Origin of the sequence: Stenotrophomonas sp. PI_27 (assembly GCF_027854495.1) — a bacterium.
In the GTDB taxonomy this organism is placed as follows: domain Bacteria; phylum Pseudomonadota; class Gammaproteobacteria; order Xanthomonadales; family Xanthomonadaceae; genus Stenotrophomonas; species Stenotrophomonas pavanii.
Window position 1 is genome coordinate 223,998 of record NZ_JAJNOF010000001.1, and the last position, 25,870, is coordinate 249,867.

A 25,870-nucleotide genomic window follows, 5' to 3' on the forward strand; every position below is an offset into this window, starting at 1 on the left:
GAAGGCTCCTGGGCTGGGTGCGCCCAGTCTATCGATCACCTCGGCCGTATCTGCGTATCCGCCACTGCCAGCGTGTGGTCGGCCATCAATACACACGGAACTCGGCACGGCAGCCGTCGCTGACCCACACGCCGCGGCGGTCCCAGCCCCAGTTGCGATCCTCGACGCACGGCGTCACCGACTTCTGCTTGACCAGGCGCACCTCGCGGCGCACTCGGATGCGGCATTCCCTGTCCTTCTGCTCGTAGGACTCGCAGACCAGGCGCTCGCCATCGTCATCCCGGTCACGGCCCCGGCCGCGCTCCGGCCAGCGCCCGCGTCCGTGCCCATCGGCGACGAACTCGGCACGGCAGCCAGCGGTGACCCAGAGCATGCGACGGCTCTGTCCCCAGTTTTGGTCCTCCACGCAGCGGGTGACCGACAGCTGCCTGGCCAGGCGCATGCGGCCCTCGATCGGGCACTGTTCGGTCTTGTTGAACTGCGACTCGCAGCGCAGCGGCGGGATGTGTTCGCTGTCGTCATCCTGGGCGGCCACTGTGGTGGCGGCCAGCAGCAGGGCCAGCGTGACGGTGGTGATCGGGAGCAGCAGGCGATGGGTCATGGGAACCTCGGCGGGGGAACGGGCCGCAAGGATGGACCAGCCCGAGGCCTCCGGAACGGATCGTTCCGACGTCGGCTCAGTAGGGATTTAGTAGTGCGCACGAACCCATTCAGGGCCTTACATCCCTTATCATCGCTGCACATCCGATCGCATCGGCTTACACCTTCTTACATGTTTCCCACGTGTGTCGGCACAGCCTGTGGCTGCCGTCACTGGCGTGCGGCCGGCGTGTGGAGGAGGATGCGCGGACCACGACGACCACAGGGGGTTGCGTTGATCAGCAGTACCGTCATTCATCGCTCGGCTGGCGCAGAGGCCGGGCAGGTGCGTGTCCTGGACACCACGTTCAAGGGCAAGCATGTGTTCATTGCGTGGGGCCTGCGCGGGCCGGAACTGGCCCGCAGCGCAGACCCGGCCGCAACCGTGGCTGCGCGCAAGGCACTGCATGCCGTCGCGGGGCACAGCGAAGGGCCGCGCAGCCCGGAGGTGTTCATCGCCAACCAGTCGGCGGTGGCGATCACGGTCTATCGGCTGCTGACCGAAGCGCGGTCGGGCGATGCCATTTTCTTCCTGTGTGATTCACAGGCGGTGGTGGACTGGCTCATCACCGCGCTGGAAGTGCAGGGCGAAGGCTGAGCGCGCGGCTCAGGCCAGTGCCGCATCCACCGCTGCCCGGGCGTGCAGGGTGGTGGTGTCGAACAGCGGCACCGGGCTGTCCTCGGCGCGGATCAGCAACATGATTTCGGTACAGCCGAGGATGATCGCTTCGGCACCGCGTGCGACCAGGCGCGCGATCACGCCTGCGTAGACCTGCCGCGAGTGTGCGCTGACCACCCCGGCGATCAGTTCCTGGTAGATGATGTCGTGCACGATGCGGCGGTCATCGGCTTCCGGAACCAGCACCTGCAGGCCGAAGCGGTCCTGCAGGCGGTCGCGGTAGAAGGCCTGCTCCATGGTGAACGCGGTACCCAGCAGGCCTACCCTGCGGAGGCCTGCCTGGCGGATCGCAGCGGCGGTGGGGTCGGCGATATGCAGCAGTGGCAACGGGCACTGCGCTTCGATCCGCTCCGCCAGTGTGTGCATGGTGTTGGTGCAGATCACCAGCAGCTCGGCGCCACCGGCCTGCAGCCGCCGTGCGGCGTCCAGCATGTGGTCGCCCAGCACGTCCCAGCGGCCGTCGTGCTGCAACTGCTTGATGCCGGCGAAATCCACCGACCACAGCAGCAGTTGCGCCGAATGCGCGCCACCGAGGCGATGACGCACCGCCTCGTTGATGAGCCGGTAGTACTGTGCCGAGCTTTCCCAGCTCATGCCGCCGATCAGGCCGAGGGTCTTCATGCACTGCTCCATGCCGGAAGGGGCCATTGCAGCACAGATGGCGGTGGCGTTGCCGTGCAGGGGCGCCGGTATCTGTAACCGCCACATCCGCCGAATGCTGTATGTGCCGCATCGCGGGCGAGCGCCGTATGCTGGCACCGTCTTCTGAAGTGGAAACCGGCATGGCCCTGCATACCTGGTGGTGGTTCCTGGTCACGGTCTTCGTGCTGTGCGGGACGCCCGGGCCGAACATGCTGCACATCCTGGGACGCAGCGTCGGGCTGGGCTTCCGCGGCAGCGTGCCGGCCATGGCCGGCTGCCTGCTGGCGATGCTGCTGGTGCTGGCCGCCTCCGCTGCAGGCCTGAGCGCGGTGCTGCACTCCTCACCGAGGCTGTTCGAGGTGCTGCGCTATCTCGGCGTGGCCTACCTGGCCTGGCTTGGCATCAAGGCGTGGCGTGACAGCGGCCGGCCAGCGCCCGCAGGGGCCGACGATGCAGAAGTCACGCTGGCGCCGGTACATGGCGCGGGGACGGTGTTCCGTGGCGGCCTGTGGGTTGGCCTGAGCAACCCCAAGCTGCTGTTGTTCGCCGCGGCGTTCCTTCCGCAGTTCGTCGACCCGTCACGTGGCCAGGCCGTGCAGTACAGCGTGCTGGTGGCGACCTTCGCGGCCTGCGAACTGTTCTGGTACGTGATGTACGCGGCCGGCGGGCACGGCCTGCGTCGCTGGCTCGCAACGCCGTTCGCGCGGCGCTGGTTCGAGCGGCTGGTGGGGAGTGTGTTCCTGGCTTTTGCGGTGGCATTGCTGCGTTTCCGCCCGCGTTGATTCACGCCGCGCACGCGGCCTGTTCACGACTGCCGCATCGGCTGCGGCCTAGCCTGATCACACCGTTTGCATTCCCTGTGGGGAAAGGACTGACATGATCAAGTGGGCCATCATCTTCGCCGTCATCGGCATCATCGCCGGCGTGCTCGGCTTCGGCGGCATTGCCGGTGCCGCTGTCGGCATCGCCAAGTTCCTGTTCTGGGCCGGCATCATCATCGCCGTGGTGCTGTTCCTGATCGGCATGAGCGTGGCCAGGAAGGTCAGCTAGTGCGTGTTGCGCGGCAGCGTGCACTCAGTGCGCGCTGCTGCGCGAGAACAGGTTGATCACCAGCACGCCGGCGCAGATCAGCGCGATGCCGGCCAGCGCCGGTGCATCCAGGCGCTGCTTGAACACCACAAGTCCAATCAGCGAGATCAGCACGATGCCGACGCCGGACCAGATCGCGTAGGCAACGCCGGTCGGCACCGACTTCATGGTGACCGACAGCAGGTAGAAGCACAGCCCATAGCCGGCCAGCGCGCCGACGGTTGGCCACAGCCGGCTCATGCCGTCGGAGGCTTTCAGCAGCGACGTGGCCATCACTTCCAGCACGATGGCAGCGGCAAGATAGACGTAGGGATTCATCGGGCACTCCAGGTCACCGCGGCTTGCACCGGATCAGTCGTCGATGCGGGCAAAGCGCGGCTGCGTGCCGTGTTCGCCGGCTACCTGCTCGATGAACATCGGGTAGGGGCGCACCCACAGGCCACCGTCGCCGTACAGGGCGCGATACAGCACCATGGGCTGCAGCGTCTCGCTGCTGCGTACGATGTCGATCACCTCGTATTCGCCGCCCTTGAAGTGGCGGTAGCGGCCGCGGGCGAGGTCGGGCAGGGGACTCAATTCAGCCATGACTGTTCGTGCTCACTTGCGTGCCGGCGTCGCCGGCGTGGCGCAATAGGCGTCGATCGCCTCGGCCGTGTTGGCCAGGCCTTGCGCCTGTGCCAGCTCCCATGGGCGCTCGCAGCGCTGGGTGTGCTGGCACCACTGGTAGCCCGCGGAACCAATGCAGCCGTGGGCGTCGCGATCACCGCCTACGGTCGGCATCGAGGTCGATGCCGCACCGTCGTCGGCACGCGGGGGTGCCTTGTCCGGGCTGGCGCATGCGGCCAGGACCAGCAGGGCGGGGATCAGAAACAGCGCTTTCATCCGGCGGGCTCCGTGCCTAAAGCCGCAGTGTGCTTTCCGGCTGCCGGGCCAGCAAGCGCTCAATGCACGGCGGCGCGGATCAGCTCTTCGATCAGGACGAGATAGCTGGCCACGAAATAGAACTTCAGCAACGTCGAACGCTGGTGCGAGAAGAAGGTGCGCATGTGGAAGGGGCCCCTGTTGATGACGGTAGTGTGAAGCCAGGCTGACTCCGTGACAAGGATCACGGAATGAACCGGCTAAACGGGCTCAGGGATGTGAGGGTGTGAAGGGACGACCCGAGGGCGCGGCATTTTCGTACAAATCTGATAGGCCGACTCCGAGGCGATCGCTAGCCTGATGGTGTACCGGCGGGCCCCCCATCGGCCTGCCACGCCCCCTTCCAGCCACAGGAGCTTCCCATGGTCATCACCGTCCAATGCTCGGCCCAGCGATGGTCCGTGCTGCATCCCCAGCTGCGCGATGCCACCGCCTATGCCCGGGGTGCCGACGCCTTTGACGCCGCCGCCGCGCTTGCCCTGGAACATCACCGCCGAACCGGCCAGCGCAGCACGGTGCGGGTCGAGGCGCTCGGCAACACGGTGGACGCGCTTCACGTCGGAGAGTGACAGCAGCGGCCGTGGCGCAGTCAGCCACGGTTGAGTTGTTTGAATGGGGAAAAACTGCCGGCGCCGGCCCTACTGTGCGCCGGGCCGCGAATCCCCGATGCTTGCGCCATCGTATTCATCTGGAGATTTCGATGGGCAAGGCAGTCACCTGGCGCACCCTGGCCTGCACCCTGTTGCCGATGTTGGCGGCGGCCGGCGGCGCCCAGGCGCAGAGCTACGGCTACGGCTATGACGACGACCGCTACGGCGGCCGCGACGGCAGTAGCATCGTGCGCTGCGAGTCGGTCAAGAACCGCAGCAACGAGTGCCGCCTGGACGGTCGCGCGCGGTTGATCCGGCAGTTGTCCGGCTCACCGTGCGTGGAAGGCGAGACCTGGGGCCAGTCGCGCAATGGCGTGTGGGTCACGCAGGGCTGCCGGGCTGAATTCGTAGGTGAGTACCGCCGCGGTGGCGGCTGGGGCGGCAATGGCGGCGGCTGGGGCAATGGCAATGGCAATGGATGGGGCGGCGGTGATGTGGTCACCTGCCATTCCAACGGCCATCGCCAGGAATATTGCGATGCGCGTATCCGCCGCGGTGTGCGCCTGATCCGCCAGGATTCGCGCAGCGCCTGCATCCAAGGCCAGACCTGGGGCTGGGACCGCCGCGGCATCTGGGTCAGTGACGGTTGCCGGGCACAGTTCCAAGTGAACTGATCCAGGTGAACTGAGCTTTACGGATTCAGCCCGTAAAAATCAGAATAATCTGATACAGCTCACATTTTGAACGCCGTATTGTCCGCGATCAGGGCATCCCATATGCCCTGATCCCTGCGTGCCTCGCGCCGTTACCGGCAGGGGCGTCGCCGCCATCGATACGCTGCCTCAAGGAGTGAGCTGCATGTTGATCCGCCTGCAATGCGAACAGCGCCAGTGGCGCGTGCTGCATCCGGATAGGCCGGAGCCGATCGAGTTCCGCGATGGCGCCCGTGCCTATGACTTCGCCGAGACCCTGGCCCGCCTGCACTTCGTCGACACCGGGCAGCGTGCGGCCGTGCGCGTGGAAGCCAGCGGCGCATTCGTCGAAGCGGTCAGTTACGGCTGAGCGTGGGGTGCCTGCCGAGGCAGGCCTGGGGAGTGCCGCCCTCCCGCGTGGCGTGGAACTACCTGCTTCCACCGTAGAAGGTGCAGGCCCTCGGCCGCACCTTCACCGTCATGCGTGGGTTCCTGATCGGCCTCAGCCTGCCGCGCTGAGTGGCGGCGTGCCAACGGCCAGCTGCGGCCAACGCTTGAGCACGGCGGCGCGAATGCCTGCCGCGTCGATGCCGGCCTCGGCCAGCAGGTCTTCGCGACTGGCGTGGTGCTGGTAACTGTCGGGCAGGCCCAGGTGCAGGATCGGGCGCAGCACGCCTTCGGCATTCAGCAGTTCGCCTACGCCGGAGCCGGCGCCGCCGGCCACCACGTTGTCCTCGATCGTGACCAGGCCCTCGTGCTGGGCAGCGATGGACAGCACCAGTTCCCGATCCAATGGCTTGATGAAGCGCATGTTGACCACGCTCAGGCCCAGTTCGCGGCCGACCTGCTCAGCGGCGGCCACGGTGCTGCCGAAGGCGAGCAGGGCGATGCGGCTGCCCTGTAGGCGCAGCTCACCCTTGCCGATCGGCAGGGTGGACAGGTCGTTGCCAGCGGCGACGCCGGTGCCGGTGCCACGCGGATAGCGCACGGCGGCCGGGCCGGGATGCTGCAGGCCGGTACTGAGCATCTGCCGGCACTCGGCTTCGTTGGACGGTGCCATCACCACCAGGTTCGGCACGCAGCGCAGGAAGCTCAGGTCGAGGTTGCCGGCATGGGTTGCACCGTCCGGGCCGACCACGCCGGCGCGGTCGATCGCGAACAGTACGTCCAGGTCCTGGATCGCCACGTCGTGCACCAGCTGGTCGTACGCGCGCTGCAGGAACGTCGAGTAGATCGCCACCACCGGCTTGCCCCCCTGGGTGGCCATGCCGGCGGCCAGGGTGACCGCATGCTGCTCGGCGATCGCCACGTCGAAATAGCGCTGCGGGTACTCCTTGCTGAAACGCACCAGGCCGGAGCCCTCGCGCATCGCCGGGGTGATGCCGTACAGGCGCGGCTCGGCGGCGGCGGCATCGCACAGCCAGTCGCTGAATACATCGGTGTAGGTCGGCTTCTTGGCACCGGCCTTGGCCACCAGGCCCTTGTCCGGGTCGAACGGGCCGACGGCGTGGTAACCGATCTGATCGCCTTCGGCCGGCTCGTAGCCCTTGCCCTTGGTGGTCATCACATGTAGCAGCTTCGGGCCCTTGGAGGCACGCAGCGTTTTCAGCGTGGACAGCAGGGCCGGCATGTCATGGCCGTCGATCGGGCCGGTGTAGTGGAAGCCCATTTCCTCGAACATCGTGGAGGGGACGAACATGCCCTTCCAGTGTTCTTCCCAGCGCTTCACGAAGCGCGCCGGGTTGTTCTTCTTGTCACCGAGGATCTTCTTGCCGCCTTCGCGCAGTGCGTTGAGGGTGCGGCTGCCGGTGGCGCGGCCCAGCATCTTGGTCAGGCCACCGACCGCCTCGGAGATCGACATGTTGTTGTCGTTGAGGATCACCAACAGGTTCGGTTCCGGCTCCATGCCGCCGGCATGCATCAGTGCTTCGAACGCCATGCCCGCGGTCATCGCACCGTCACCGATCACCGCCACGATCTTGCGGTCGTCGCCTTCGGACTGGCGTGCGATGGCCATGCCCAGTGCAGCCGAGATCGAGGTCGAGGAGTGGCCGACACCGAACGTGTCGTACTCGCTTTCCTCGCGCTTCGGGAACGGCGCGATGCCGTCCTTCTGCTTGACGGTGTGGATCTCGTCGCGACGACCGGTCAGGATCTTGTGCGGGTACGTCTGGTGACCGACGTCCCAGACCAGTTGATCGACCGGGGTCTGGTACAGGTAGTGCAGGGCCACGGTCAGTTCGATCACGCCCAGGCCGGCGGCGAAGTGGCCGCCGCTCTTGCCCACCGATTCGATGAGGTAGGCGCGCAGTTCGTCGGCGACCGCCCTCAATTCGGATTCGTCGAACGTGCGCAGGTCATCCGGTGTCTGGATGCGCGCGAGGCGGGGATAGCGGGCAGAGTCGATCATCATGTTCGCACTTTTTCTGAATGCCCATTTTCGCCCTCAAACGGGGGTGGGGCAAGCAAACGCCGCCGCCCGTGACAGGACGGTGAGGGTTGCATTTTCAGGCGTTCAGGTGCTCAGTTTCGACCGCTTGGGCAATTGTGCCTTCAGGAAGGCCATCTGGTCGGCCAGGATGTTGCGGTTGGACAGGATCAGGTGCTCGATCCAGCTGGGCCGGTAGGGCACCGCCAGCAGGGGCATGCCGGCCTGCTGCGGGGTGCGGTCGCTCTTGCGCGAGTTGCAGTGGAAGCAGGCGGTGACCACGTTTTCCCAGCAGTCCAGGCCGCCCTTGGACAGCGGCATGACATGGTCGCGGGTGAGCGTGGGGCGGCTGAACTGCTGGCCGCAGTACATGCACAGATGGGCGTCGCGGGCGAACAGGGCCTGGTTGGTCAGGTTCGGCGTCGGGTCGATCGCGCGCGAGCGGGCGTGGCCGCGGGCGGCGATGATCGGGTGCAGGTCCATGCCGCTCTGCAGGCCGCTGAAGCGGTTGGTGCCGCCGTGGATGTGCAGGCAGGGATCGCCGAGCGTCCAGGCCACCGCTTCGCGGGCGTAGAGGCAGGCCGCATCCTGCCAGGTGATCCAGTCCAGTACGCGTCCGTGGGCATCCAGCGAGAGCAGCCGGACCGAGCCGGGGCGATGCAGCGTCGTGGCGTTGGGCGATGCTTCGGCGCCCGGAGCAGAAAACGGAGCTCCGGCTTCGATCAGACCCAAGCGTGTAGTGTCTGTCTCCATCGGGAGAACAGCTTATACCTGAATGTTGACGATTTGTGTATCGCCTGTCGGCGATACGCAAATCGTCAACATTCAGGTCCACGCATTCCTCCTATTCCCCGCGCCTTCGGCGCGCCCCCTTTAGCAACCCAGCCCGCCGTCGGCGCGCTGGGTTGCCCGCGCATTCTTCCTAATCCCCGCGCCTGTCGGCGCGCCCCCTTTAACAAAAGGGGGCTCTTCTCCAGAAGGGTTTCAGGGGTTCTCATCCACGCGTGGCGTGGATCTACAGCAGCGGAAATCTGTCGAAGGCGGGGTGGGTCCGGTGGCGTGCGCCGTCCCCCGCAATTGGACCCACCTCGCCATCCCGCAGGAAGCCGGCTGTTGCGGTTGCCGGCCAGCGGCCGGCACCACAGGTGCCGGGCGAAGCCCGGCTCAGGCGCCGAAGCGCTCGTCGTCCATCGCCATCAGCGGGGCGGCGCCAGCCTGGATCGCTGCGGCGTGGCTGAGCGTGCGCGGCAGCACGCGGGCGAAGTAGAAGCGGGCGGTTTCGCGCTTGCCCTGGGCGAACGCGGCGCCGTGTGCGCTGGCATCGGCGGCGGCCACGCTGCGGGCCCACCAGTAGGCCAGCACCACGTAGCCCGAATAGAACAGGTAGTCGTAGCTGGCGGCGCCCAGTTCGTCCGGGTTGGCGGCCGCGCGCTGCAGCACGTCGCGGGTCAGCGTGCCCCATTCGGCGGCCTTGGCGCGCAGCGGGCCGATGAACTCGGCCAGCGCTTCGTTGCCCTCGTGTTCCTTGGCGAACGCTTCGATCTCGGCCAGCATCAGCTTCAGGCCGGCGCCCTGGCTGGACGCGGTCTTGCGGCCGATCAGGTCCAGCGCCTGGATGCCGGTGGTGCCTTCATACAGCGTGGTGATGCGGGCATCGCGGGCCAGCTGTTCCATGCCGTGTTCGCGGATGTAGCCATGGCCACCGAAGCACTGCAGGGCGTTGTAGGTGTTCTCGATGCCCCATTCGGTCTGGCAGGCCTTGGAGATCGGGGTCAGGAAGCTCACCAGGGTGTCGGCGCGCTCGCGCTCGGCGGCATCCTCGGCGTGGTGGGCGACGTCGATCAGGGTGGCCGCGTGCAGGGCCAGCAGGCGGCTGCCTTCGACCAGCGACTTCACGGTCAGCAGCATGCGGCGCACGTCCGGGTGGACCAGGATCGGGTCGGCTGCCTTGTCCGGGAACTTCGCCCCGCTCAGGGCGCGCGACTGCAGGCGCTCACGGCTGTACTTCAGCGCGTTCTGGTAGGCGCGCTCGGACAGGCCGATGCCCTGCAGGCCGACGCCCAGGCGCGCGGTGTTCATCATGGTGAACATTGCCTGCAGGCCCTTGTGCGGCTGGCCGACCAGGTAGCCCTGTGCCCCATCGAAGTTCATTACGCAGGTGACCGACCCCTTGATGCCCATCTTGTGTTCGATCGAACCGCAGCGCAGTGCGTTGCGCTCGCCGACGTTGCCTTCGCGGTCGACCTTGAACTTGGGGGTGACGAACAGCGAGATGCCCTTGGCGCCCGCAGGGGCGTCAGGCAGCTTGGCCAGCACCAGGTGCACGATGTTGTCGGTCAGATCGTGCTCGCCGGCGGTGATGAAGATCTTGGTGCCGGTGATCGCATAGCTGCCATCGGCGTTCGGCTCGGCCTTGGTCTTGAGCAGGCCCAGGTCGGTGCCGCAATGCGGCTCGGTCAGGCACATGGTGCCGGTCCAGCGGCCCTCGATCAGCGGCTTGAGGAACGCGTCGTGCTGCCAGGCTTCGCCGTGCTGCTTGAGCGCTTCGATGGCGCCGTGCGACAGCAGCGGGAAGTTGCCCCACGCCAGATTGGCAGCATTGATCATTTCGTTCAGCGGCACGCCCAGGGTGTGCGGCAGGCCCTGGCCACCCAGCTCCTGCGAAGCAGTCAGGCCGGTCCAGCCGCCATCGACGAACTGGTCGTAGGCCTGCTTGAAGCCGGGCGGGGTGGTCACTTCACCGGTGGCCTGGTCGAGCAAGCAGCCGATCTCGTCGCCCACGCTGTTGAGCGGGGCCAGCACGCTGGCGCTGAAGCGGCCGGCTTCTTCCAGCACGGCGTCGACCACGTCGGCGGTGGCGTCGGTGAAGCCCAGCCGGGCGAACAGGGGTTCGACCTTGAGCACGCCGTGCAGGGCGAAACGAAGGTCGGAAAGCGGGGCGGTGTAGCTGCTCATCGGTACGTCTCGATTGGATCAGGGCGGGGGCGCGGCGCGGGGGCGCCGCAACGGAAGGCGAACGTCAGCGCAGCACGCCCGGCAGGCCCGGGGCCTGGTTGAGGGTGCTGCGGCTGCTGATGTCGAAGCTGCGCTGCTTCTTTTCCTGCGGGGTGGCTGCCACCGTTCCCTTCAGGCCATAGGCCAGGGTGCGGTTGCCGGCCAGCGCGTCGGCCACCACCAGGCGCGCGGCCGAACTGGGCACGAGGTCGACATTGATGACGTCGGCGGAGGTGCCGCCGATGGAAATGCCGGGCTTGACCTGCAGGGTGCCAGCTGCGCTGTCGCCCACGGTCAGTGCCAGTGCGACGTCATCGAAGGTCATCGGCATCGAACTGTAGTTCTGCAGGCGCAGGGCCACGGTCCAGCTGCCGTCGGCGCGCACGGTCAACTGCTGCAGGCTGGCCGCCGGTTCCGAGACACGCTTGACGATGCCGTTGCTGCAGGCAGCAAGGGCGAGGGTGAACAGGACGATCAAGACGGTACGGACACGGTGGAGCATGGGCGCAAGTCCTCTGCAGGGGGTGCGTTGGGGTAAGCATACTACGGCGTATGGTTTTGTGGATCGCCCAAGGCGACCCGTCGCAGAGGGTAGCGCGTGAAGATGGCGGCCGGGCGTGCGAAATGCCGGATCGGCCGCGTGCGATGCGCCCGATGCAGGGCGGTTCAGTCAGCCGCGGAATCGCGCAGCGGGGCCATCAGGCGCAGCGGCGCGAGGTCGTACCCCATCGATTCGGCCGTGGCTTTGAGCTGTTCAAACCGGCCGCGCTCCATTTCCGGCAGGCGCGAGAGGATCCACAGGTACTTGCGGCCGGGTTCGCCGACCAGTGCCCACTGATAGTCCGGGTCCAGCGCGAGCACCCAGTAGTCCGCCCAGACCAGCGGCACCCAGCTCAGCCAGTCCGGGACGAAGCGGACCTGCAGTTGCCCGGGATGACCGGCCACCGGCCGAGCCACCCCTTCGGCGACCACCCGTTCGCCGTCGCCCTTGCGGCACGCATTGGTGACGCTGATGCGGCCGTCGCCGCGCAGCCCGTAATTGGCGGTGATGTCACCGACGCACTGCTTCTGGAACGAGACCGGCAGGTGGGCAATCTCGTGCCACTGGCCGGCATAGCGATCGATGTCCAGATGGTCGACCGCGCGCACCGGTTCGGCGGCGAGGGCCGGGCAGGCGGCCAGCAGCAGGAATGCGAGCAGGGCAGGGCGCGTCAGCATCGATGGACTCCAGGCAGGAGCCCTGAGCGTAGGTGTCGCGGCGTAGGCCGGTGTAAATGTTCCGTCAACCGGGCGCACGCCACGGGCAAAAAAAAGACCCGCATTTCTGCAGGTCTCGAAAGATGGTGGCCGAAGACGGAATCGAACCGCCGACACGGGGATTTTCAATCCCCTGCTCTACCAACTGAGCTACTCGGCCAAATTGTGCGGCAACCGCCATTGCGATTTCCGGAAAAAAAGACCTGCATTTCTGCAGGTCCTCAAACATGGTGGCCGAGGACGGAATCGAACCGCCGACACGGGGATTTTCAATCCCCTGCTCTACCAACTGAGCTACTCGGCCACGTGTTTCGTTGCAGCGAGGTCGCTGCCAAGGACGCGCATATTACGGAGGTCGGCCGCCTACGGCAAGCATTTTGGCAAAAAACCTTCACATTGCCGTCTGCGCAGGTGCAAGTGCTTGATCCTCCGTCGCGGCACGGAGGGCAGGGCCCTGCAGGCCGATTCACCCGGCGCAGGGGCGTGGTGATCGTCACCTGCGGCAGAAATCAGCGGGCCATGCTGATCGGCAAAGCTGCACGGGCAAGGCCTGCACGCGGCGATGGCCACGCCGGTCGATGGAACGCTGTTTTCGTGGCCGCCATGGGGCGACGCTGCGGCGTAGTGTCGGCTTTCCTTTCCCGATGCTGCCCACAGCAGAGACGTTCGCCATGTCCGACTCATCGACCACCTCCCGTATCGTGCTGGCCTCGCGTCCGCAGGGCGCACCGCGTGCGGCCAACTTCCGCCTGGAGCAGGCCGCGTTGCCGCCACTGGCCGAGGGTGAAGTGCTGCTGCGCAACCGCTACCTGTCGCTCGACCCGTACATGCGCGGACGCATGGACGAGGGCCCCTCGTATGCCGCGCCGGTGGCGGTGGGCGCGGTGATGGAGGGGCAGACGGTGTCCGAGGTGCTGCAGTCCCGTGCCGAGGGCGTGGCAGTGGGCGAGCGGGTGCTTGCGCCCGGTGGCTGGCAGACCCATGCAGTGTTGCCGGCCACGGCACTGGGGCGCCGGCTGGATCCGGCCGGCCTGCCGCTGAGTACCGCGCTGGGCGTGTACGGTATGCCGGGCTTCACCGCGTATTCCAGCCTGCATGAAATCGCCCGCCTGCAGCCGGGCGAGACGCTGGTGGTGGCCGCCGCGACCGGGCCGGTGGGCGCCACCGTGGCCCAGCTGGCCAAGCTGCAGGGCGCGCGGGTGGTGGCGATCGCGGGTGGCGAGGCCAAGCGCAGCTACCTGCAGACGCTGGGCGTGGATGCAGCGCTGGATCATCGCGCCGCTGATTTCGCCCAGCAGCTGCGTGACGCGGTGCCAGCGGGCATCGATGTGTACTTCGAGAATGTCGGCGGCCATGTGCTGGATGCGGTGCTGCCGCTGCTCAACAACTTCGCCCGCATTCCCGTGTGCGGCACCATCGCCACCTACAACGAGCGCGGCGTCGCGCAGCCCGGCCCCGACCGCCTGCCGGCGCTGTTCAGCCAGATCCTGCGCCAGCGCCTGACCGTGCGCGGCTTCATCGTGCACGACTTCAACCATCTGTGGCCGGAGTTCGAACGCGAGATGCTGCAGTGGCTGCGCGAAGGCCGCATCCAGTACCGCGAGGACGTGGTGGACGGACTGGAGAATGCGCCGGAGGCGTTCTTCGGGCTGCTGCAGGGGCGCAACTTCGGGAAGCTGGTGGTGAAGCTGGACTGAGGGCCTTGCGGCTGTGCCGAGCAAGGGGAGGGCGGCCGGGTCGTGTCAGCCGTGTGCCGCGTTTTCCCGGCGCAGCAGTTCGCGCTTGCGTGCCACACCCCAGGCGTAGCCGGACAGGTCGCCGTCGCGCCGGACCACGCGGTGGCAGGGCACCGCCACCGCCAATGGATTGCTCGCGCATGCGCGGGCCACGGCGCGGCTCGAGCGGGGCGCGCCGATGCGCGCTGCGATATCGGCATACGAGGCGGTCTGTCCTCGCGGAATCTGCTGCAGTGCCTGCCATACCCGCTGCTGGAAGGCGGTGCCGCGGATATCCAGCGGCAGTGTCGCGCCTCGCGAGGGATCCTCGACCAGGCCTACCACCTGTGCCACCAGCTGCTCATAGCCCCGGTCGGCGCCGACCAGTTCGGCCTGGCGGAAGCGTTGCTGCAGCGACTGCAGCAGCGTCTCCGGATCGTCGCCGAGCAGGATCGCGACCACGCCGGTGGCACTGCTGGCCACCAGCACGCTGCCCAGCGAACTCTCGGCAAGCGCGAAGTGGATGACTTCGCCGCGACCACCGGCACGCCATTGCTTCGGTGTCATGCCCAGCAGCCGCGGCGCGTTTTCGTAGAAGCGCCCGCTGGAACCGAAGCCGGCATCGTGGAAGGCATCGGTGATGCGTTCATGCTGCTCAAGCCCGCTGCGCAGGCGATCGGCGCGCAGCGCGGCGGCGTACTGCTTCGGGGTCAGCCCGGTGGCCTGCTTGAACAGGCGGTGCAGCCGGGTCGGGCTGCAGCCGGCGATGCCGGCCAGTTCCTGCAGCGAGGGCTCATCGAGGCTGGCCTGCAGGTGGCGGCAGACCCGTTCGACACGGGCATCGAGGGCGGTGGCGGTGGTGCTGTCCATGGGCGGATTCTGGCACGTGCCGCTTCTGCGGAAACTCCGTTTCCTGCACCCCTCTGCCTGGCCCTGAAACGGAGTGTTGGCCGGCCACAGGCGCGGCATCGTGGTGGCCACTTCACACCCGGTACCACGACCATGCGCCTGAACAACAAGATCGCCCTCATCACCGGTGCCAGCGCCGGCATTGGCCGCGCCAGTGCGCTGCGCTTCGCTGCCGAAGGCGCGAAACTGGTGCTCAACGCGCGGCGGCTGCAACCGCTGCAGGAACTGGCCGAGCAGATCCGTGCCGCCGGCGGCGAGGTCGTGGTGCATGCCGCCGACGTGGCCGAGCCGGGCACGGCGCAGGCGCTGGTCGATCTGGCCCGGCAGTCATTCGGAGGCCTGGACATCGCGCTCAACAATGCCGGCATGCTCGGTCCCGGCGCACCGGCGGCGGAGTTCCCGGTAGAGGCCTGGCGCGACGTGATGGCGACCAATCTCGATGCCGCTTTCCACGCGGCACGCGCGCAGTTGCCGGCATTGCTGGCACGTGGCGGCGGCTCGCTGGTGTTTGTCGGCACCTTTGTTGGCCATACCGTGGGCTTCCCGGGCATGGCGGCCTATGCGTCGAGCAAGGCCGGGCTGATCGGCCTGAGCCAGGTGATCGCCGCCGAATACGGGGCGCGGGGCGTGCGCAGCAACGTGCTGCTGCCCGGCGGTACCGATACCGAAATGGGCCGGCAGGCCGCACCGACCGGCGATGCCCGCGACTTCGTGCGCTCGCTGCACGCACTGAAGCGCATGGCCGAGCCCGAGGAGATCGCCAACGCGGCGCTGTTCCTGGCCAGTGATGAAAGCAGTTTCGTTACCGGTACCGCGATGCGCGTGGAGGGCGGGGTGTCGATCACCCGTACCTGAGCGGCGTCACGAGCGTGGCGCGTAGCGGATTCCGCTGCTGGCCATGAAGCCCTTCGGATCGAAACGGGCCCAGGCTTCGCCCCAGTCGAACCGGGCGCGGCCACCTGCCAGTTTGCGCCCCAGCGCCGTGGCCAAGGTGCGGCGCATGAAAGCGACTTCGGCATCGATCGCGGCCTGGGTCGGCCAGCCGTCTTCCCGTGTCGCACCCGGCAGATCGACACCGATCGCCACCATGTCGAGCTGTTGCCCGTGGAAGCACAGGCTGATGCCAGCGGGTGCACCGCCCAGGCTGAGCCGATGCAGGCTGAGCCAGTGATAACCGGTGCCGACATCGCGCTCCCCTCGCACCAGCGCGGCGAAGGCGACGCTCGCTTCATCCCGGGACAGGGTGGGGCCGATCAGCGTCGGCAGATTGCCGAGCTGGATGCTGCCGTCGGTTGCATCAAGGCGCATCGGCAACGCGTGGGCTGCGTGCTGGGCGGGGGAGGGCATGGCGTACCGGTGAGCGTGGTGCCCCGGATTCTGGCTGCGCGGGGCAGTGGCGGCAAGCCGCTCCTCCACACGATGTTGGCACGGGGCTGACCTGCGGCTCACCCGGCAACCTCTAGCGTGGTGGCAACGTTGGCCTGCTGCCGGCGAGGGAGTTTTCGGTGAACGAGCAACGCAAGGATCAGGACCCGAAGCAGGGCATCCAGGAAAGCCGCCAGGACAGGAAGCAGGACGATGTGGCCAAGCAGCGGCCGGGGCAGCGCGATCAACAGGTGCGCGACGCGCACTCGCGCGGCCCGCAACGCAAGGATGGAGACCAGGAGCCGGCCTGAGCCGGAGGCGCTGAAAAGAAAAAACCCGCAGATCGCGACGATCTGCGGGTCTTCTTATGAGTGGTGGAGCCAAGGAGGATCGAACTCCTGACCTCGTCATTGCGAACGACGCGCTCTCCCAGCTGAGCTATGGCCCCACGGCAGGGCTTCAGTGTAGCCAACTGGCTGCGCCTTGCCAAGCCGACCCGGGATGTGCCGGGCGACGTGGCGTGAGCACGCGCAACTGTGCCGAAACCGTCCGGTTTGCCGGGCCCGGATGCCGCGCAACGAAATCGTAACAATTTGGGGGATAATGGCCGCTTGCGCAGTTTTCCTCCTCTTTGCCGCCCGGCTCGCGCAGGCCGCACGGACGCCTCCTCAGAGCATTCCATGCCCTCCCATTCCGATTCCCGCCGCCCGTCGGGTCTGTCGTCTTCCTTCGTTTCCTTCCGCCGCCATCCGCTGGCCCTGGCCTGTGCCGGCCTGGCCCTGGTTGGCAGCTTCGGTGCCGCCGCGCAGGACAGTGCACCGACCCCGACCGGCCTGGACACGATCACCGTGACCGCCGAACACCGCGAGCAGAACCTGCAGGAAGTGCCGGTTTCGGTCGGCGTGGTGCAGGGCGAGCGCATGCGCGACTTCACCGCCGGCGGCGACGACACCCTGCTGGCGCTGTCCGGCCGCGTGCCGAGCCTGTATGCGGAAACCACCACCGGCCGCATCTTCCCGCGCTTCTACATCCGTGGCCTGGGCAACATCGACTTCTACCTGGGTGCCTCGCAGCCGGTGTCGATCATCCAGGACGACGTGGTGCTGGAACACGTGGTGCTGAAGTCCAACCCGGTCTATGACGTGGACCAGGTGGAAGTGCTGCGCGGCCCGCAGGGCTCGCTGTTCGGCCGCAACACCACCGCCGGCATCGTCAAGTTCGACACGCTGAAGCCGACCCAGGACTACACCGGCCGCGTCAGCGCCAGCTACGCGACCTACAACAGCGTGTCGATCGACGGCGGCTTCGGCGGCCCGGTCAACGACATCGCCTCGTTCCGCGTGTCGGCGCTGTACCAGCACCGCGACGACTACGTCGACAACACCTACAAGGGCCCGAGCGCCGACGGCACGGTCAGCCCGAAGAAGAACGCCATGGGCGGCTTCGATGACCGCAACGTGCGTGCGCAGCTGCTGCTGACCCCGAGCGACCAGTTCTCGATCCTGGCCTCGGCCCATGCCCGTGACTACGAAGGCACCTCGACCCTGTTCCTGCGCGGCGCGCTGACCAAGGGCTCGAACAAGACCGACGTGCCGCGCGACCAGGTCGCCTACGACGAAGCCGACAACAACCCGCAGGCCTACAAGACCTACGGCGGTTCGGTGAAGGCACGCTACGACTTCGGTGCGATCGACTTCACCTCGATCACCGCCTATGAGACCACCTCCGGCTACAGCCGTGGCGACACCGACGGCGGCGCTGCGGTGAACTTCCCGGTCAACGGCGTGCCGAACGGCTACGGCCAGTCGATGGGCCGCATCCGCGACCTGGACCAGTGGACCCAGGAATTCCGCCTGGCCAGCCATGACGACAGCGCCCTGCAGTGGCAGGCCGGTGCGTTCTACTTCAACGGCAGCGACACCACCGACTTCTACCAGCGCGCCTGGTTCCTGAAGGGTGCCGCGCGCAATCCGAACAACTGGGTGCGCCTGCGCAACAAGAACACCTCCTGGGCCGGTTTCGGCCAGCTGAGTTACGCCTTCACCGACAAGTTCACCGTTACCGCCGGCCTGCGCCAGACCAGGGACGAGAAGCACACCCGCCTGCTGAAGACGGCTGACACTGCCGCCGGCGTGGTCACCTACAAGGGCCGCACCGACGTCAGGATGTCCGACACCACCCCGAGCTGGGATCTGAGCGCGATGTATCAGATCACCCCGGATGTGAGCGTCTATGCGAAGGTCGCGCGCGGCTTCCGTGGCCCGACCATCCAGGGCCGTTCGGCGGTGTTCAATGCCGATTTCACCACCGCCGATTCCGAGACCATCCTGTCCTGGGAAGCGGGCGTGAAGAGCAGCCTGTGGGACAACCGCCTGCGCCTGAACGCGACCGCGTTCACCTACACCGTCAATGACATCCAGCTCAACGGCAACGATTCGGACGGCAATGGCGTGCTGTTCAACGCCGACAAGGCCAAGGCCTACGGCTTCGAAGCGGACATGGAACTGCGCCCGATCCCGAACCTGACCCTGAGCGCCGGCCTGAGCCTGCTGCACAGCGAGATCAAGGACAAGCGCGTCTACGCGCAGGTCTGCGGCCTCAACGGCCAGGTGGTGTGCACGGTGAATGACCCGACCATCAAGGTCGGTGCCAACACCTTCGCGCAGATCGACGGCAACCCGCTGCCGAATGCGCCGAAGTACAACGTCAACCTGGCCGCCCGCTATGACGTCCCGGTCAGCGACGCGGGCACCCTGTTCGTGTCCACCGACTGGAACAAGCAGGGCTACACCAGCTTCGTGCTGTACGACAGCAAGGAGTTCAACTCCAAGGGTGACTTCGAGGGTGGCCTGAAGATCGGCTATTCGGGCAACTATGGTGCCTACGAAGTGGCGCTGTTCGCGCGCAACATCACCAATGAGAAGAACCTCAAGGGTGTGATCGAGAACTACATGGCCGCGGTCTACAACGAACCGCGCACCGTCGGTGTCTCGTTGAACATGAACTGGTAAGGCGTTGCCGCGAGGGTGGGCGGTCCCACCCTCGCACTGCTGGAGTGCGCAGGGCGGCCCGGTGATCCGGGCCGCCCATTTTGTTGCGTTCGACGGCGGCGGGAATGCAATCCGGCGCCGCGCCCGCTGCTTCAGCGTGCCGGCAGCAGCGCATGCAGCTGCGCTTCCAGCTCCTGCTGGCGCCAGCCGGCCAACGCGGCCGGCCATTGGCGGCGCTCCAGGTAGCTTTCCAGATGCTTGCGCGAGGCCAGCACGCCATCCGGCAGGCCCAGCTCGCGGCTGCGCTCGGCAACGGCGTCCTGCAGCTTCTTCAATGCCTGCTTGTTGCTGTCGTTGGCCGGCAGCGCCAGCGGAGCCTCGGCCTCATCGGCCAGCGGCGTGTCCAGCGCCTGCCACACGGCGCCCGCCAGCTTGCGCGGCGCTTTCGGGAACTGTTCGAACAGCGCGGCCAGCGCAGCGGCATCGGCCGGTGGCGTGCGTGCCAGCGTGGCGGCCAGTTCGTTGTCCAGGATCCAGCTACGCGGTCGGTCGCTGCTGCGTGCCTGCACGTCACGCCAGCGCAGCAGGCGCAGCAGGCGGCGCTGCGCAGCGGCATCGAGGAACTGCGCTGAGCGCATCGCCAGGTGTGGCCAGCGGTCCTCGTCGTTGGCGACGCTGGCCAGCAGGCGCTCGCCGTCGTCGTACAGCCACTGCTGGCGGCCCAGCGCCTGCAGCTTGGCGTCGATGGCGTCGTGCAGCGCGAACAGGTGCTCGACATCGTCGGCGGCGTACTGCAACTGCGATTCCGAGAGCGGACGGCGCATCCAGTCCGAGCGGGTTTCGCCCTTGGCCAACGCCACGCCGGTGATTTCCGCCACCAGCTTCTGGTAGCCCATGCCGCCCCCGATGCCGGCCAGCGCGGCACCGATCTGGGTGTCGAACAACGGTCGCGGCAACACGCCGCACGCCCACTTGAAGGCGACCAGGTCTTCGCTGGCGCTGTGCATCACCTTGATGATCGATTCATCGGCCAGCCAGGGCGCCAGCGCCTCGGTCATGCCGGGAATCAGCGGGTCGATCAGCAGGATGTCCTGCCCGACCGCCATCTGCACCAGTGCCAACTGCGGCCAGAAGGTGCGTTCACGGATGAATTCGGTATCCAGGCCGATGCGGGCCGGGCGCTGCTGGAAATACGCATCCAGCTCGGCGGGGGTGGTGATCCAGGTTGCCACGGGTCAGGGCCTACTACTCGGGTTTGCTCAGGCAGGGGAGAATAGCCTAACGTCGGTGCGCATCCGTGCCGAAGGAGACCCTGCTTGCGTTTTCCGCTGTCGTCCGTGCTGTGCACCGCCCTGGCCGTGGTCCTGGCCGGCTGCACGCCATCGCCCTCGGCGACCCCGGAGCCGGGGCCGGTGGCTGGCAAAGACGCGCGGCAGCAGGAAGCTTCGCAGGCGGACGCGACCCCGGGGAACGGGCAGGGCAGCGTCACCATTGCCGGTGAGGATGCCGCCGAGGATGTGCAGCAGTGGACGCCTCCCCGGGTGGACCGGCAGGGCCGCAGTCTTTCCCAGCTGCGGCGTGCGGCCGAACAGGCGTTTGCCAAGGACCACCTTTACGAGGACGCCGATGCCGCCATTCCGTTGTGGCTGGCGGTCCAGCAGGAAGATCCGGACGACCGCCAGGCCCGGCTGGGCCTGCAACGTGCCCGCCAGCGGCTGCAGAAGCAGGCCGATGCGTTGCTGGTGCGGCCGCTGAAGCAGCGTGAAGCGCTGGCCGAGGCCAGCCGCCAGGCGCTGGTGCTGCTGACCCTGGCGCCGAAGGACGAGCAGGTGCGTGCGCTGCAGGCCCGGGTTGAGCGCGCCCAGCGCGTGGTCGCCTACAACCGCGCCGGCGAGGAGGACCTGCGTTCGGGGCGCATCGGCGAGGACGGTGACGGTGCGATCGGCAACTTCCGCGAGGCGTTGGCGCTGGATGAACACAACAGCCGGGCACGGCAGGGCCTGGCGGCGGCCGAGAGTGGCCTGATCCGCCGTGCCGAGGAGGCGGCGCGCGTGCGCGATTTCGCCAGCGCGGGGACGTGGTTGGCCGAGGCCAGCAAGGTCCGCGATTCGTCACCGACCATCGCCGACGCGTTCGAGCGCATCGAACAGATCCGCGCGGCGGCGCTGCTGCAGCTGCGCGACGATGGCCTGCGCGACCTGGCGACGCCGCAGGGCCTGAAGCCGGCGCGCGAGAAGCTGGCCGAGGCCCTGCGCATCGCCCTGCCGGGTGATGCGGTGGTGGCCCAGCTGCGCGAACGCATCGACCTGGCCACCCATTACGGCAGCTTCCGCCCCGGGCAGGTGTTCAGCGACGCCATGCGCGATGGCGGGCGTGGGCCGCAGATGGTGGTGGTGCCGCACGGTGGCTTCCAGATGGGCGCGGGCGATACCGAGCCGGGCGCGAGCGATGCCGAGCGGCCCTCGCATTACGTGCGCTTCGATCGTGGCTTTGCGATGGCGATCACCGAGATCACGGTCAGTGATTTCGAGCGCTACGTGAAGGCGTCCAATGCGCGCCCGCGCGCGACCCGGCGCGGCCATTCGGTGGTCTATGACGAACGCAGCGGCAACTTCATCCGTCGGAGCGGGGTGGACTGGCGTTCGGACTATGACGGTGGCCGCGCATTGGGAAACTCGCCTGTGATGCATGTGAGCGTACGTGATGCCGAAAACTACGCGGCGTGGCTGTCCGAGCAGACCGGCCGCAGCTACCGCCTGCCCAGCGAGGCCGAATTCGAGTATGCGCTGCGCGCCGGCAGCAGTGGCCGCTATCCATGGGGCGACGCCGGCACGCCGCCGCCCGGCGCTGGCAACTTCACCGGCAGCAAGGATGTCTCGCCTTCGGGGCGGCACTGGCACAACGCCTTCGTCGGCTATGGCGATGGCTGGTGGGGGCCCGCGCCGGTGGCCAGTTTCCAGGCCAATGCCTTCGGCTTGCATGACATGGCCGGCAATCTCAGCGAGTGGGTGGCCGACTGCTGGCATGCCAGCTACCGGCGTGCGCCGTCCGATGGTGTCGCCTGGTTCAATCCGGGCTGCCGGTCGCGGGTGATCCGGGGCGGCAACTGGGCCAACGCGCCCGAGCAGACCCGTGCGGCGTGGCGGCAGTCCCAGGATTCGGACACCACCAGCGCGCGCATCGGTTTCCGCCTGGTGCGGGGCATCTGAGCGGCACCGGGCTTCACCCGCTGCTGGCGCCCGCGCACTAAGATTGCGCCGTGCCCGCCGGCCGGCGGGGCCTGCTGGACGACCCCTGATGCGCAATGATCCCTTTTCCCGCTCGCCGCAAGGCCCGCAGCGTCGCGGCCTGTTCGGCAATATCCGCTGGTGGGTGCTGCTGCTGGCGGCCGGCTATGCGGTGTTCTACTGGTTCTCCAACCGCACGGTCGATCCCTACACCGGCGAGAAGGTGATGATCGACAGCAGCCTGGACGCCCGCCAGGAGACTGCGCTGGGCTTGCAGGCGTACCAGCAGATCCTCTCGGAGGAGCCGCCGATGGACCCCAACGCGCCGATCGCGCGCGATGTGCGCGACATCGCCCAGCGCCTGATCGCCAAGGTCGATGTGGTGGAGACCGCACTGGCGCAGGAGCACGGCGTCGAGCCGGCGCATTTCGCACGTGACTTCCAGTGGGAGGTCAACGTTATTCCATCCGAACAGGCCAATGCGTTCTGCCTGCCCGGCGGCAAGATGGCGGTCTATACCGGGCTGGTGCCGGTGGCGCGCACGCGCGACGCGATGGCGGTGGTGATGGGCCACGAGATCGCCCACGCGCTGCTGCGTCACGGTGCGCAGCGCATGGCGCAGCAGAAGCTGACCCAGATCGGCCAGGTGGCCGGCGCCGCCAGCGGCATGGATGCGCAGCAGCAACAGATGATGATGTCGGCGATGGGCTACGGCTACCTGCTGCCCTATGCGCGCAGCCACGAGACCCAGGCCGACGAAGTGGGGCTGATGCTGGCCGCAGCGGCGTGCTTCGATCCCCGCGAGGCGGTGCCGCTGTGGCAGCGCATGGGCCAGGCCAGTGGCGGCCAGTCGCCGCCGGAGTTCGCCTCCACCCATCCCAATCCGGGCACCCGCATCCAGAACCTGCAGGCGCTGATGCCGAAGGCGCTCGAGTACCGGCAGAAGTTCTGCGAGCAGGCAAAGTAGGGTGTGTTGTCCCCGCGCTAGGTAGTGCCGGCCGCTGGCCGGCAACAGCAACAGCAGAGGCGGGTTTCGACAGTGTGCTGCGGTCTGTCGGAAATGCTCCTGGGGTCAGAGCCGTTTTCCCTGGGAAAACGGCTCTGACCCCGAATTGATTCGCGATCTGACAGATTTCATCCACGCCAGGCGTGGATCTACCGGCCGTCCCGCCAAGCCATCAGCAATCCAGAGCCGCTTTGGCTGTTGAAGCTGCCGGCCAGCGGCCGGCACCACCGCGGGTGCAGGGCGCAGCCCTGCCGAACCCCCCTCTACTTGACCTGCACGTCGATCACGCCGTCGCCGACGCGGGCCTGCAGCGCGTCACCGGGCCGCACCTGATCGACCTGGCGTACCAGCGTGCCATCGTCGCTGCGGGTCAGGATGCTGTAGCCGCGGGCCACGGTGGCCAGCGGGCTGACCGCTTCCAGCGAGCGGGCCAGCCCGCGCAGGCGCAGCGCGTCACGTTCCAGCCGCCGCTGCAGGGCTGCCTGGGGCCGCCCACGCAGGGCGGCCAGGCGACGCTGCATCGCGTCCAGCTGGCGCTGCGGATGATGCCCACGCAGTACCGCAGACGCGTGACGCAGGCGCGCGGCACGGCGCTCCTGCTGCTGGTTGAACGCGGCATGCAGGCGCCGGCCCAGATCCAGCTGGCGGCGGCGCAGCAGATCCAGCCGCGCCTGCGGGCTCTGGGCATTCAGGCGCAGCAGGGCGCGATCGGCGCGCTGCATGGCCTGCTGCATCGCATGCCGTTGCAGCTGCACCATGCGCGCGGCCGTGCGGCGCAGGCGCAGCGCCAGTTCGCGCTGGTCCGGGACCAGCAGCTCGGCCGCCACCGATGGCGTCGGTGCGCGCAGGTCGGCGGCGAAGTCGCTGAGGCTGAAGTCGGTTTCGTGGCCCACCGCCGATACCACCGGCGTGCGGCTGGCGGCGATCGCACGGGCCAGGGCTTCGTCATTGAACGCCCACAGGTCTTCCAGCGAACCGCCGCCGCGGGTCAACAGGATCACGTCATAGCGGCCACTGGCGTCGGCAGCCTGCAACAGCCGGGTGATCTGCGCCGCGGCGCTGCTGCCCTGCACCAGGGTCGGCAGCAGGTCGACCTCCAACAGCGGGAAGCGGCGGCCGAGCACGCTCAGCACGTCGCGCACGGCGGCGCCGGTGGGCGAGGTGATCACGGCCAGGCGCTGCACGTGCGCCGGCAGCGGGCGCTTGCGTGCCGGGTCGAACAGGCCTTCGGCTTCCAGCCGTGCCTTCAGCTCTTCGAACGCGCGGCGCAGCGCGCCTTCGCCGGCTTCCTCCATGTGGTCCAGCACCATCTGGTACTCGCCACGCGCGTCGTACAGGGTCACCTTGCCGCGCACCAGCACGCGCATGCCTTCGCGCGGCACGAACTTCAGGTACTGCGCCTTCATCCGGAACATTGCCGCGCGCAGCTGCGCGCGCGCGTCCTTCAGGGTGAAATACAGATGCCCGGAGGCAGGACGCGCCACGCTGCCCAGTTCGGCCTCGACCCAGATCGCCGGGAAGCTGCCTTCCAGCAGGTCGCGCGCTAGGGTGTTGAGCTGGCTGGGGGTGAAGATGTCGTTGTTGCGTGGCTGCATGGGAACGGCGTGTTGCAGGTGGACCGGGGCTTCAGGATCGCACGTCAGCGCACCGTGTGCTGGTCCAGCGCCCATTGCACGTGTTCGCGCACCAGCGGCGAGGGATCATCGGCGCGGGTGTGCAATGCGGCCAGCGCTTCGGCCGAGGACGGTGCATTGCCCAGCGCCACGGCGATGTTGCGCAGCCAGCGCTCATGGCCGCTGCGCCGGATCGGGCTGCCTTCGGTGCGGCGCAGGAACTCGCCTTCGTCCCAGGCGAACAGCTGGTCCAGCCGCGCGCTATCGAGGTTGTTGCGCGCGCGGAAATCGGCTTCGTCGGTGCGCTTGGCGAACTTGTTCCAGGGGCACACCAGCTGGCAGTCGTCGCAGCCGTAGATGCGGTTGCCGATCAACGGTCGCATGTCTTCGGGAATGGCGCCGTCGTGTTCGATGGTCAGGTAGGAAATGCAGCGCCGCGCGTCCAGCCGCTGCGGGCCGGTGATGGCCTGGGTGGGGCAGACATCGATGCAGCGCGTGCAGGTGCCGCAGTGCGCGGTGGCCGGCGTGTCGATCGGCAACGGGATGTCGATGTAGATCTCGCCGATGAAGAACCAGGAACCGCCATGGCGGTCGATCAGGCAGGTGTGTTTGCCGATCCAGCCGAGACCGGCGTTGCGGGCCAGTGCGCGCTCCAGCACGGGGGCCGAATCGACGAACACGCGGTAGCCCAGTGGCGCCACTTCGTCGTTGATCTGCGTCGCCAGCTTCTGCAGGCGGTTGCGCATCAGCTTGTGGTAGTCGCGGCCAAGGGCGTAACGCGCCACGTAGGCGCGGCCCGGGTCGGCCAGCGTCGCCCAGGCCTCGGTGTCGTCCTTGTGGCTGTAGTCCATGCCCACCGAGATCACCCGCACGGTGCCGGGCAACAGTTCGGCGGGGCGTGCGCGCAGGGTGCCGTGGCGCGCCATCCAGTCCATCGTGCCGTACAGGCCCTGGCCCAGCCAGTCGGCCAGGTGCGCTTCATCCTCGCCCAGCTCGATGCCGGCGATGCCGCAGCGCTGGAAACCATGCGCGCGGGCCAGTGCGCGGATGCGCTGCACGGCCTGGGCCGGATCGACGGGGGCGGTGGCGGGGGCGGGGGACATGTGCACCAGTA

The 25,870-nt window shown here is 67.7% G+C and carries 27 protein-coding genes and 3 tRNA genes; 12 read left to right on the plus strand and 18 right to left on the minus strand.

Annotation, left to right across the window (positions count from 1 at the left end):
- Positions 1-85: 85 nt before the first annotated feature.
- A complete protein-coding gene (locus tag LRM18_RS01020; protein WP_270949534.1) occupies positions 86-601 on the minus strand; it encodes a DUF3011 domain-containing protein in 516 nt (171 codons plus the stop codon).
- A gap of 240 nt (positions 602-841) precedes the next feature.
- Here LRM18_RS01020 and LRM18_RS01025 point away from each other — a divergent pair, with 240 nt between their 5' ends.
- Positions 842-1,237, plus strand: coding sequence for a hypothetical protein (locus tag LRM18_RS01025; protein WP_053460937.1), 396 nt, complete (start codon positions 842-844; stop codon positions 1,235-1,237).
- Between the two features lie 9 nt (positions 1,238-1,246).
- On the opposite strand, the gene LRM18_RS01030 is transcribed toward LRM18_RS01025, so the two are convergent.
- Positions 1,247-1,939 carry an aspartate/glutamate racemase family protein gene (locus tag LRM18_RS01030; RefSeq protein ID WP_270949539.1) on the minus strand — a complete coding sequence of 231 codons (693 nt, stop codon included), beginning with the start codon at positions 1,937-1,939 and terminating at the stop codon, positions 1,247-1,249.
- Positions 1,940-2,100: 161 nt separating this feature from the next.
- Between LRM18_RS01030 and LRM18_RS01035 the strand changes: the two genes are divergently transcribed.
- Complete coding sequence (locus LRM18_RS01035) at positions 2,101-2,742, plus strand: LysE family translocator (RefSeq protein ID WP_049466973.1); 642 nt, start codon at positions 2,101-2,103, stop codon at positions 2,740-2,742.
- A 94-nt stretch (positions 2,743-2,836) separates the two neighbouring features.
- A complete protein-coding gene (locus LRM18_RS01040; RefSeq protein ID WP_049466953.1) occupies positions 2,837-3,010 on the plus strand; it encodes a DUF1328 domain-containing protein in 174 nt (57 codons plus the stop codon).
- Between the two features lie 24 nt (positions 3,011-3,034).
- Here LRM18_RS01040 and LRM18_RS01045 read toward each other — a convergent pair whose 3' ends face one another.
- From LRM18_RS01045 to LRM18_RS01055, 3 genes are read right to left on the minus strand one after another with little or no spacing between them, the layout of a single operon-like run.
- The gene (locus LRM18_RS01045; protein ID WP_057493607.1) at positions 3,035-3,367 is read right to left on the minus strand and encodes an SMR family transporter; all 333 of its coding nucleotides are present in this window, start codon (positions 3,365-3,367) and stop codon (positions 3,035-3,037) included.
- A 33-nt stretch (positions 3,368-3,400) separates the two neighbouring features.
- Positions 3,401-3,634, minus strand: coding sequence for a DUF1653 domain-containing protein (locus LRM18_RS01050; protein WP_053460935.1), 234 nt, complete (start codon positions 3,632-3,634; stop codon positions 3,401-3,403).
- 12 nt (positions 3,635-3,646) lie between these two features.
- Complete coding sequence (locus tag LRM18_RS01055) at positions 3,647-3,931, minus strand: hypothetical protein (RefSeq protein WP_270949546.1); 285 nt, start codon at positions 3,929-3,931, stop codon at positions 3,647-3,649.
- 401 nt (positions 3,932-4,332) lie between these two features.
- On the opposite strand from LRM18_RS01055, the gene LRM18_RS01060 reads away from it, so the two are divergent.
- From LRM18_RS01060 to LRM18_RS01070, 3 genes are all read left to right on the plus strand, one after another.
- Positions 4,333-4,539: a hypothetical protein gene (locus LRM18_RS01060; protein WP_049466948.1), complete on the plus strand. Its 207-nt coding sequence runs from the start codon at positions 4,333-4,335 to the stop codon at positions 4,537-4,539.
- 131 nt (positions 4,540-4,670) lie between these two features.
- Positions 4,671-5,234, plus strand: a complete 564-nt coding sequence (locus tag LRM18_RS01065; protein WP_270949549.1) for a DUF3011 domain-containing protein — start codon at positions 4,671-4,673, stop codon at positions 5,232-5,234.
- A gap of 184 nt (positions 5,235-5,418) precedes the next feature.
- Positions 5,419-5,622: a hypothetical protein gene (locus tag LRM18_RS01070; RefSeq protein ID WP_005417823.1), complete on the plus strand. Its 204-nt coding sequence runs from the start codon at positions 5,419-5,421 to the stop codon at positions 5,620-5,622.
- Positions 5,623-5,754: 132 nt separating this feature from the next.
- On the opposite strand, the gene dxs is transcribed toward LRM18_RS01070, so the two are convergent.
- The 7 genes from dxs to LRM18_RS01105 all read right to left on the minus strand — a co-directional run bounded on the left by dxs (position 5,755) and on the right by LRM18_RS01105 (position 12,235).
- A complete protein-coding gene (gene dxs, locus LRM18_RS01075; protein ID WP_049466971.1) occupies positions 5,755-7,662 on the minus strand; it encodes a 1-deoxy-D-xylulose-5-phosphate synthase in 1,908 nt (635 codons plus the stop codon).
- A 105-nt stretch (positions 7,663-7,767) separates the two neighbouring features.
- Complete coding sequence (locus LRM18_RS01080) at positions 7,768-8,433, minus strand: HNH endonuclease (RefSeq protein ID WP_032956174.1); 666 nt, start codon at positions 8,431-8,433, stop codon at positions 7,768-7,770.
- A gap of 411 nt (positions 8,434-8,844) precedes the next feature.
- Complete coding sequence (locus tag LRM18_RS01085) at positions 8,845-10,635, minus strand: acyl-CoA dehydrogenase C-terminal domain-containing protein (protein ID WP_270949567.1); 1,791 nt, start codon at positions 10,633-10,635, stop codon at positions 8,845-8,847.
- Positions 10,636-10,699: 64 nt separating this feature from the next.
- Positions 10,700-11,176, minus strand: coding sequence for an LEA type 2 family protein (locus LRM18_RS01090; protein ID WP_049466943.1), 477 nt, complete (start codon positions 11,174-11,176; stop codon positions 10,700-10,702).
- A gap of 164 nt (positions 11,177-11,340) precedes the next feature.
- Positions 11,341-11,892 (minus strand): lipocalin family protein, encoded by a 552-nt coding sequence (locus tag LRM18_RS01095; RefSeq protein WP_270949570.1) that lies wholly within the window; start codon positions 11,890-11,892, stop codon positions 11,341-11,343.
- 123 nt (positions 11,893-12,015) lie between these two features.
- Positions 12,016-12,091, minus strand: a tRNA-Phe gene (locus LRM18_RS01100).
- A gap of 68 nt (positions 12,092-12,159) precedes the next feature.
- Positions 12,160-12,235: transfer RNA gene (locus LRM18_RS01105), tRNA-Phe, on the minus strand.
- A 367-nt stretch (positions 12,236-12,602) separates the two neighbouring features.
- On the opposite strand from LRM18_RS01105, the gene LRM18_RS01110 reads away from it, so the two are divergent.
- Positions 12,603-13,628, plus strand: coding sequence for an NADP-dependent oxidoreductase (locus tag LRM18_RS01110; RefSeq protein ID WP_206633156.1), 1,026 nt, complete (start codon positions 12,603-12,605; stop codon positions 13,626-13,628).
- 45 nt (positions 13,629-13,673) lie between these two features.
- On the opposite strand, the gene LRM18_RS01115 is transcribed toward LRM18_RS01110, so the two are convergent.
- Entirely contained in the window at positions 13,674-14,516 is an 843-nt protein-coding gene (locus LRM18_RS01115; protein WP_182067560.1) for a methylated-DNA--[protein]-cysteine S-methyltransferase, read from the minus strand.
- A 132-nt stretch (positions 14,517-14,648) separates the two neighbouring features.
- Here LRM18_RS01115 and LRM18_RS01120 point away from each other — a divergent pair, with 132 nt between their 5' ends.
- The gene (locus tag LRM18_RS01120; protein ID WP_197639020.1) at positions 14,649-15,410 is read left to right on the plus strand and encodes an SDR family oxidoreductase; all 762 of its coding nucleotides are present in this window, start codon (positions 14,649-14,651) and stop codon (positions 15,408-15,410) included.
- 6 nt (positions 15,411-15,416) lie between these two features.
- On the opposite strand, the gene LRM18_RS01125 is transcribed toward LRM18_RS01120, so the two are convergent.
- On the minus strand, positions 15,417-15,902 hold the full coding sequence (locus LRM18_RS01125; RefSeq protein WP_053460930.1) for a hypothetical protein: 486 nt from the start codon (positions 15,900-15,902) through the stop codon (positions 15,417-15,419).
- Positions 15,903-16,060: 158 nt separating this feature from the next.
- On the opposite strand from LRM18_RS01125, the gene LRM18_RS01130 reads away from it, so the two are divergent.
- Positions 16,061-16,231: a hypothetical protein gene (locus LRM18_RS01130; RefSeq protein WP_164687808.1), complete on the plus strand. Its 171-nt coding sequence runs from the start codon at positions 16,061-16,063 to the stop codon at positions 16,229-16,231.
- A 61-nt stretch (positions 16,232-16,292) separates the two neighbouring features.
- Here LRM18_RS01130 and LRM18_RS01135 read toward each other — a convergent pair.
- Positions 16,293-16,368: transfer RNA gene (locus tag LRM18_RS01135), tRNA-Ala, on the minus strand.
- Between the two features lie 232 nt (positions 16,369-16,600).
- Here LRM18_RS01135 and LRM18_RS01140 point away from each other — a divergent pair.
- The gene (locus LRM18_RS01140) at positions 16,601-18,931 is read left to right on the plus strand and encodes a TonB-dependent receptor (RefSeq protein WP_270949580.1); all 2,331 of its coding nucleotides are present in this window, start codon (positions 16,601-16,603) and stop codon (positions 18,929-18,931) included.
- A 131-nt stretch (positions 18,932-19,062) separates the two neighbouring features.
- Here the strand turns inward: LRM18_RS01140 and rnd are convergent, their stop codons facing one another.
- Positions 19,063-20,142, minus strand: a complete 1,080-nt coding sequence (gene rnd, locus LRM18_RS01145; protein ID WP_270949582.1) for a ribonuclease D — start codon at positions 20,140-20,142, stop codon at positions 19,063-19,065.
- Between the two features lie 84 nt (positions 20,143-20,226).
- On the opposite strand from rnd, the gene LRM18_RS01150 reads away from it, so the two are divergent.
- Positions 20,227-22,119: a formylglycine-generating enzyme family protein gene (locus tag LRM18_RS01150; RefSeq protein ID WP_164081867.1), complete on the plus strand. Its 1,893-nt coding sequence runs from the start codon at positions 20,227-20,229 to the stop codon at positions 22,117-22,119.
- Positions 22,120-22,207: 88 nt separating this feature from the next.
- Entirely contained in the window at positions 22,208-23,104 is an 897-nt protein-coding gene (locus tag LRM18_RS01155) for a M48 family metallopeptidase (protein WP_049466747.1), read from the plus strand.
- Between the two features lie 302 nt (positions 23,105-23,406).
- On the opposite strand, the gene xseA is transcribed toward LRM18_RS01155, so the two are convergent.
- Both xseA and queG read right to left on the minus strand, forming a co-directional pair.
- The gene (gene xseA / locus LRM18_RS01160) at positions 23,407-24,738 is read right to left on the minus strand and encodes an exodeoxyribonuclease VII large subunit (RefSeq protein WP_057493599.1); all 1,332 of its coding nucleotides are present in this window, start codon (positions 24,736-24,738) and stop codon (positions 23,407-23,409) included.
- A gap of 44 nt (positions 24,739-24,782) precedes the next feature.
- Positions 24,783-25,859 (minus strand): tRNA epoxyqueuosine(34) reductase QueG, encoded by a 1,077-nt coding sequence (queG, locus tag LRM18_RS01165; RefSeq protein ID WP_270949589.1) that lies wholly within the window; start codon positions 25,857-25,859, stop codon positions 24,783-24,785.
- Between the last annotated feature and the right edge of the window lie 11 nt (positions 25,860-25,870).

Excerpts from the sequence above, each read along its gene's own strand:
- xseA (WP_057493599.1), bottom strand. The coding sequence starts at position 24,738 with ATGCAGCCACGCAACAACGACATCTTCACCCCCAGCCAGCTCAACACC.
- LRM18_RS01090 (WP_049466943.1), bottom strand. The coding sequence starts at position 11,176 with ATGCTCCACCGTGTCCGTACCGTCTTGATCGTCCTGTTCACCCTCGCC.
- queG (WP_270949589.1), bottom strand. The coding sequence starts at position 25,859 with ATGTCCCCCGCCCCCGCCACCGCCCCCGTCGATCCGGCCCAGGCCGTG.
- LRM18_RS01125 (WP_053460930.1), bottom strand. The coding sequence starts at position 15,902 with ATGCCCTCCCCCGCCCAGCACGCAGCCCACGCGTTGCCGATGCGCCTT.
- LRM18_RS01060 (WP_049466948.1), top strand. The coding sequence starts at position 4,333 with ATGGTCATCACCGTCCAATGCTCGGCCCAGCGATGGTCCGTGCTGCAT.
- LRM18_RS01085 (WP_270949567.1), bottom strand. The coding sequence starts at position 10,635 with ATGAGCAGCTACACCGCCCCGCTTTCCGACCTTCGTTTCGCCCTGCAC.
- LRM18_RS01070 (WP_005417823.1), top strand. The coding sequence starts at position 5,419 with ATGTTGATCCGCCTGCAATGCGAACAGCGCCAGTGGCGCGTGCTGCAT.
- LRM18_RS01115 (WP_182067560.1), bottom strand. The coding sequence starts at position 14,516 with ATGGACAGCACCACCGCCACCGCCCTCGATGCCCGTGTCGAACGGGTC.
- LRM18_RS01050 (WP_053460935.1), bottom strand. The coding sequence starts at position 3,634 with ATGGCTGAATTGAGTCCCCTGCCCGACCTCGCCCGCGGCCGCTACCGC.
- LRM18_RS01040 (WP_049466953.1), top strand. The coding sequence starts at position 2,837 with ATGATCAAGTGGGCCATCATCTTCGCCGTCATCGGCATCATCGCCGGC.
- LRM18_RS01140 (WP_270949580.1), top strand. The coding sequence starts at position 16,601 with ATGCCCTCCCATTCCGATTCCCGCCGCCCGTCGGGTCTGTCGTCTTCC.
- LRM18_RS01065 (WP_270949549.1), top strand. The coding sequence starts at position 4,671 with ATGGGCAAGGCAGTCACCTGGCGCACCCTGGCCTGCACCCTGTTGCCG.
- LRM18_RS01120 (WP_197639020.1), top strand. The coding sequence starts at position 14,649 with ATGCGCCTGAACAACAAGATCGCCCTCATCACCGGTGCCAGCGCCGGC.
- LRM18_RS01035 (WP_049466973.1), top strand. The coding sequence starts at position 2,101 with ATGGCCCTGCATACCTGGTGGTGGTTCCTGGTCACGGTCTTCGTGCTG.
- LRM18_RS01020 (WP_270949534.1), bottom strand. The coding sequence starts at position 601 with ATGACCCATCGCCTGCTGCTCCCGATCACCACCGTCACGCTGGCCCTG.
- LRM18_RS01025 (WP_053460937.1), top strand. The coding sequence starts at position 842 with ATGCGCGGACCACGACGACCACAGGGGGTTGCGTTGATCAGCAGTACC.
- LRM18_RS01030 (WP_270949539.1), bottom strand. The coding sequence starts at position 1,939 with ATGAAGACCCTCGGCCTGATCGGCGGCATGAGCTGGGAAAGCTCGGCA.
- LRM18_RS01045 (WP_057493607.1), bottom strand. The coding sequence starts at position 3,367 with ATGAATCCCTACGTCTATCTTGCCGCTGCCATCGTGCTGGAAGTGATG.
- dxs (WP_049466971.1), bottom strand. The coding sequence starts at position 7,662 with ATGATCGACTCTGCCCGCTATCCCCGCCTCGCGCGCATCCAGACACCG.
- LRM18_RS01080 (WP_032956174.1), bottom strand. The coding sequence starts at position 8,433 with ATGGAGACAGACACTACACGCTTGGGTCTGATCGAAGCCGGAGCTCCG.
- LRM18_RS01095 (WP_270949570.1), bottom strand. The coding sequence starts at position 11,892 with ATGCTGACGCGCCCTGCCCTGCTCGCATTCCTGCTGCTGGCCGCCTGC.
- LRM18_RS01155 (WP_049466747.1), top strand. The coding sequence starts at position 22,208 with ATGCGCAATGATCCCTTTTCCCGCTCGCCGCAAGGCCCGCAGCGTCGC.
- LRM18_RS01055 (WP_270949546.1), bottom strand. The coding sequence starts at position 3,931 with ATGAAAGCGCTGTTTCTGATCCCCGCCCTGCTGGTCCTGGCCGCATGC.
- LRM18_RS01110 (WP_206633156.1), top strand. The coding sequence starts at position 12,603 with ATGTCCGACTCATCGACCACCTCCCGTATCGTGCTGGCCTCGCGTCCG.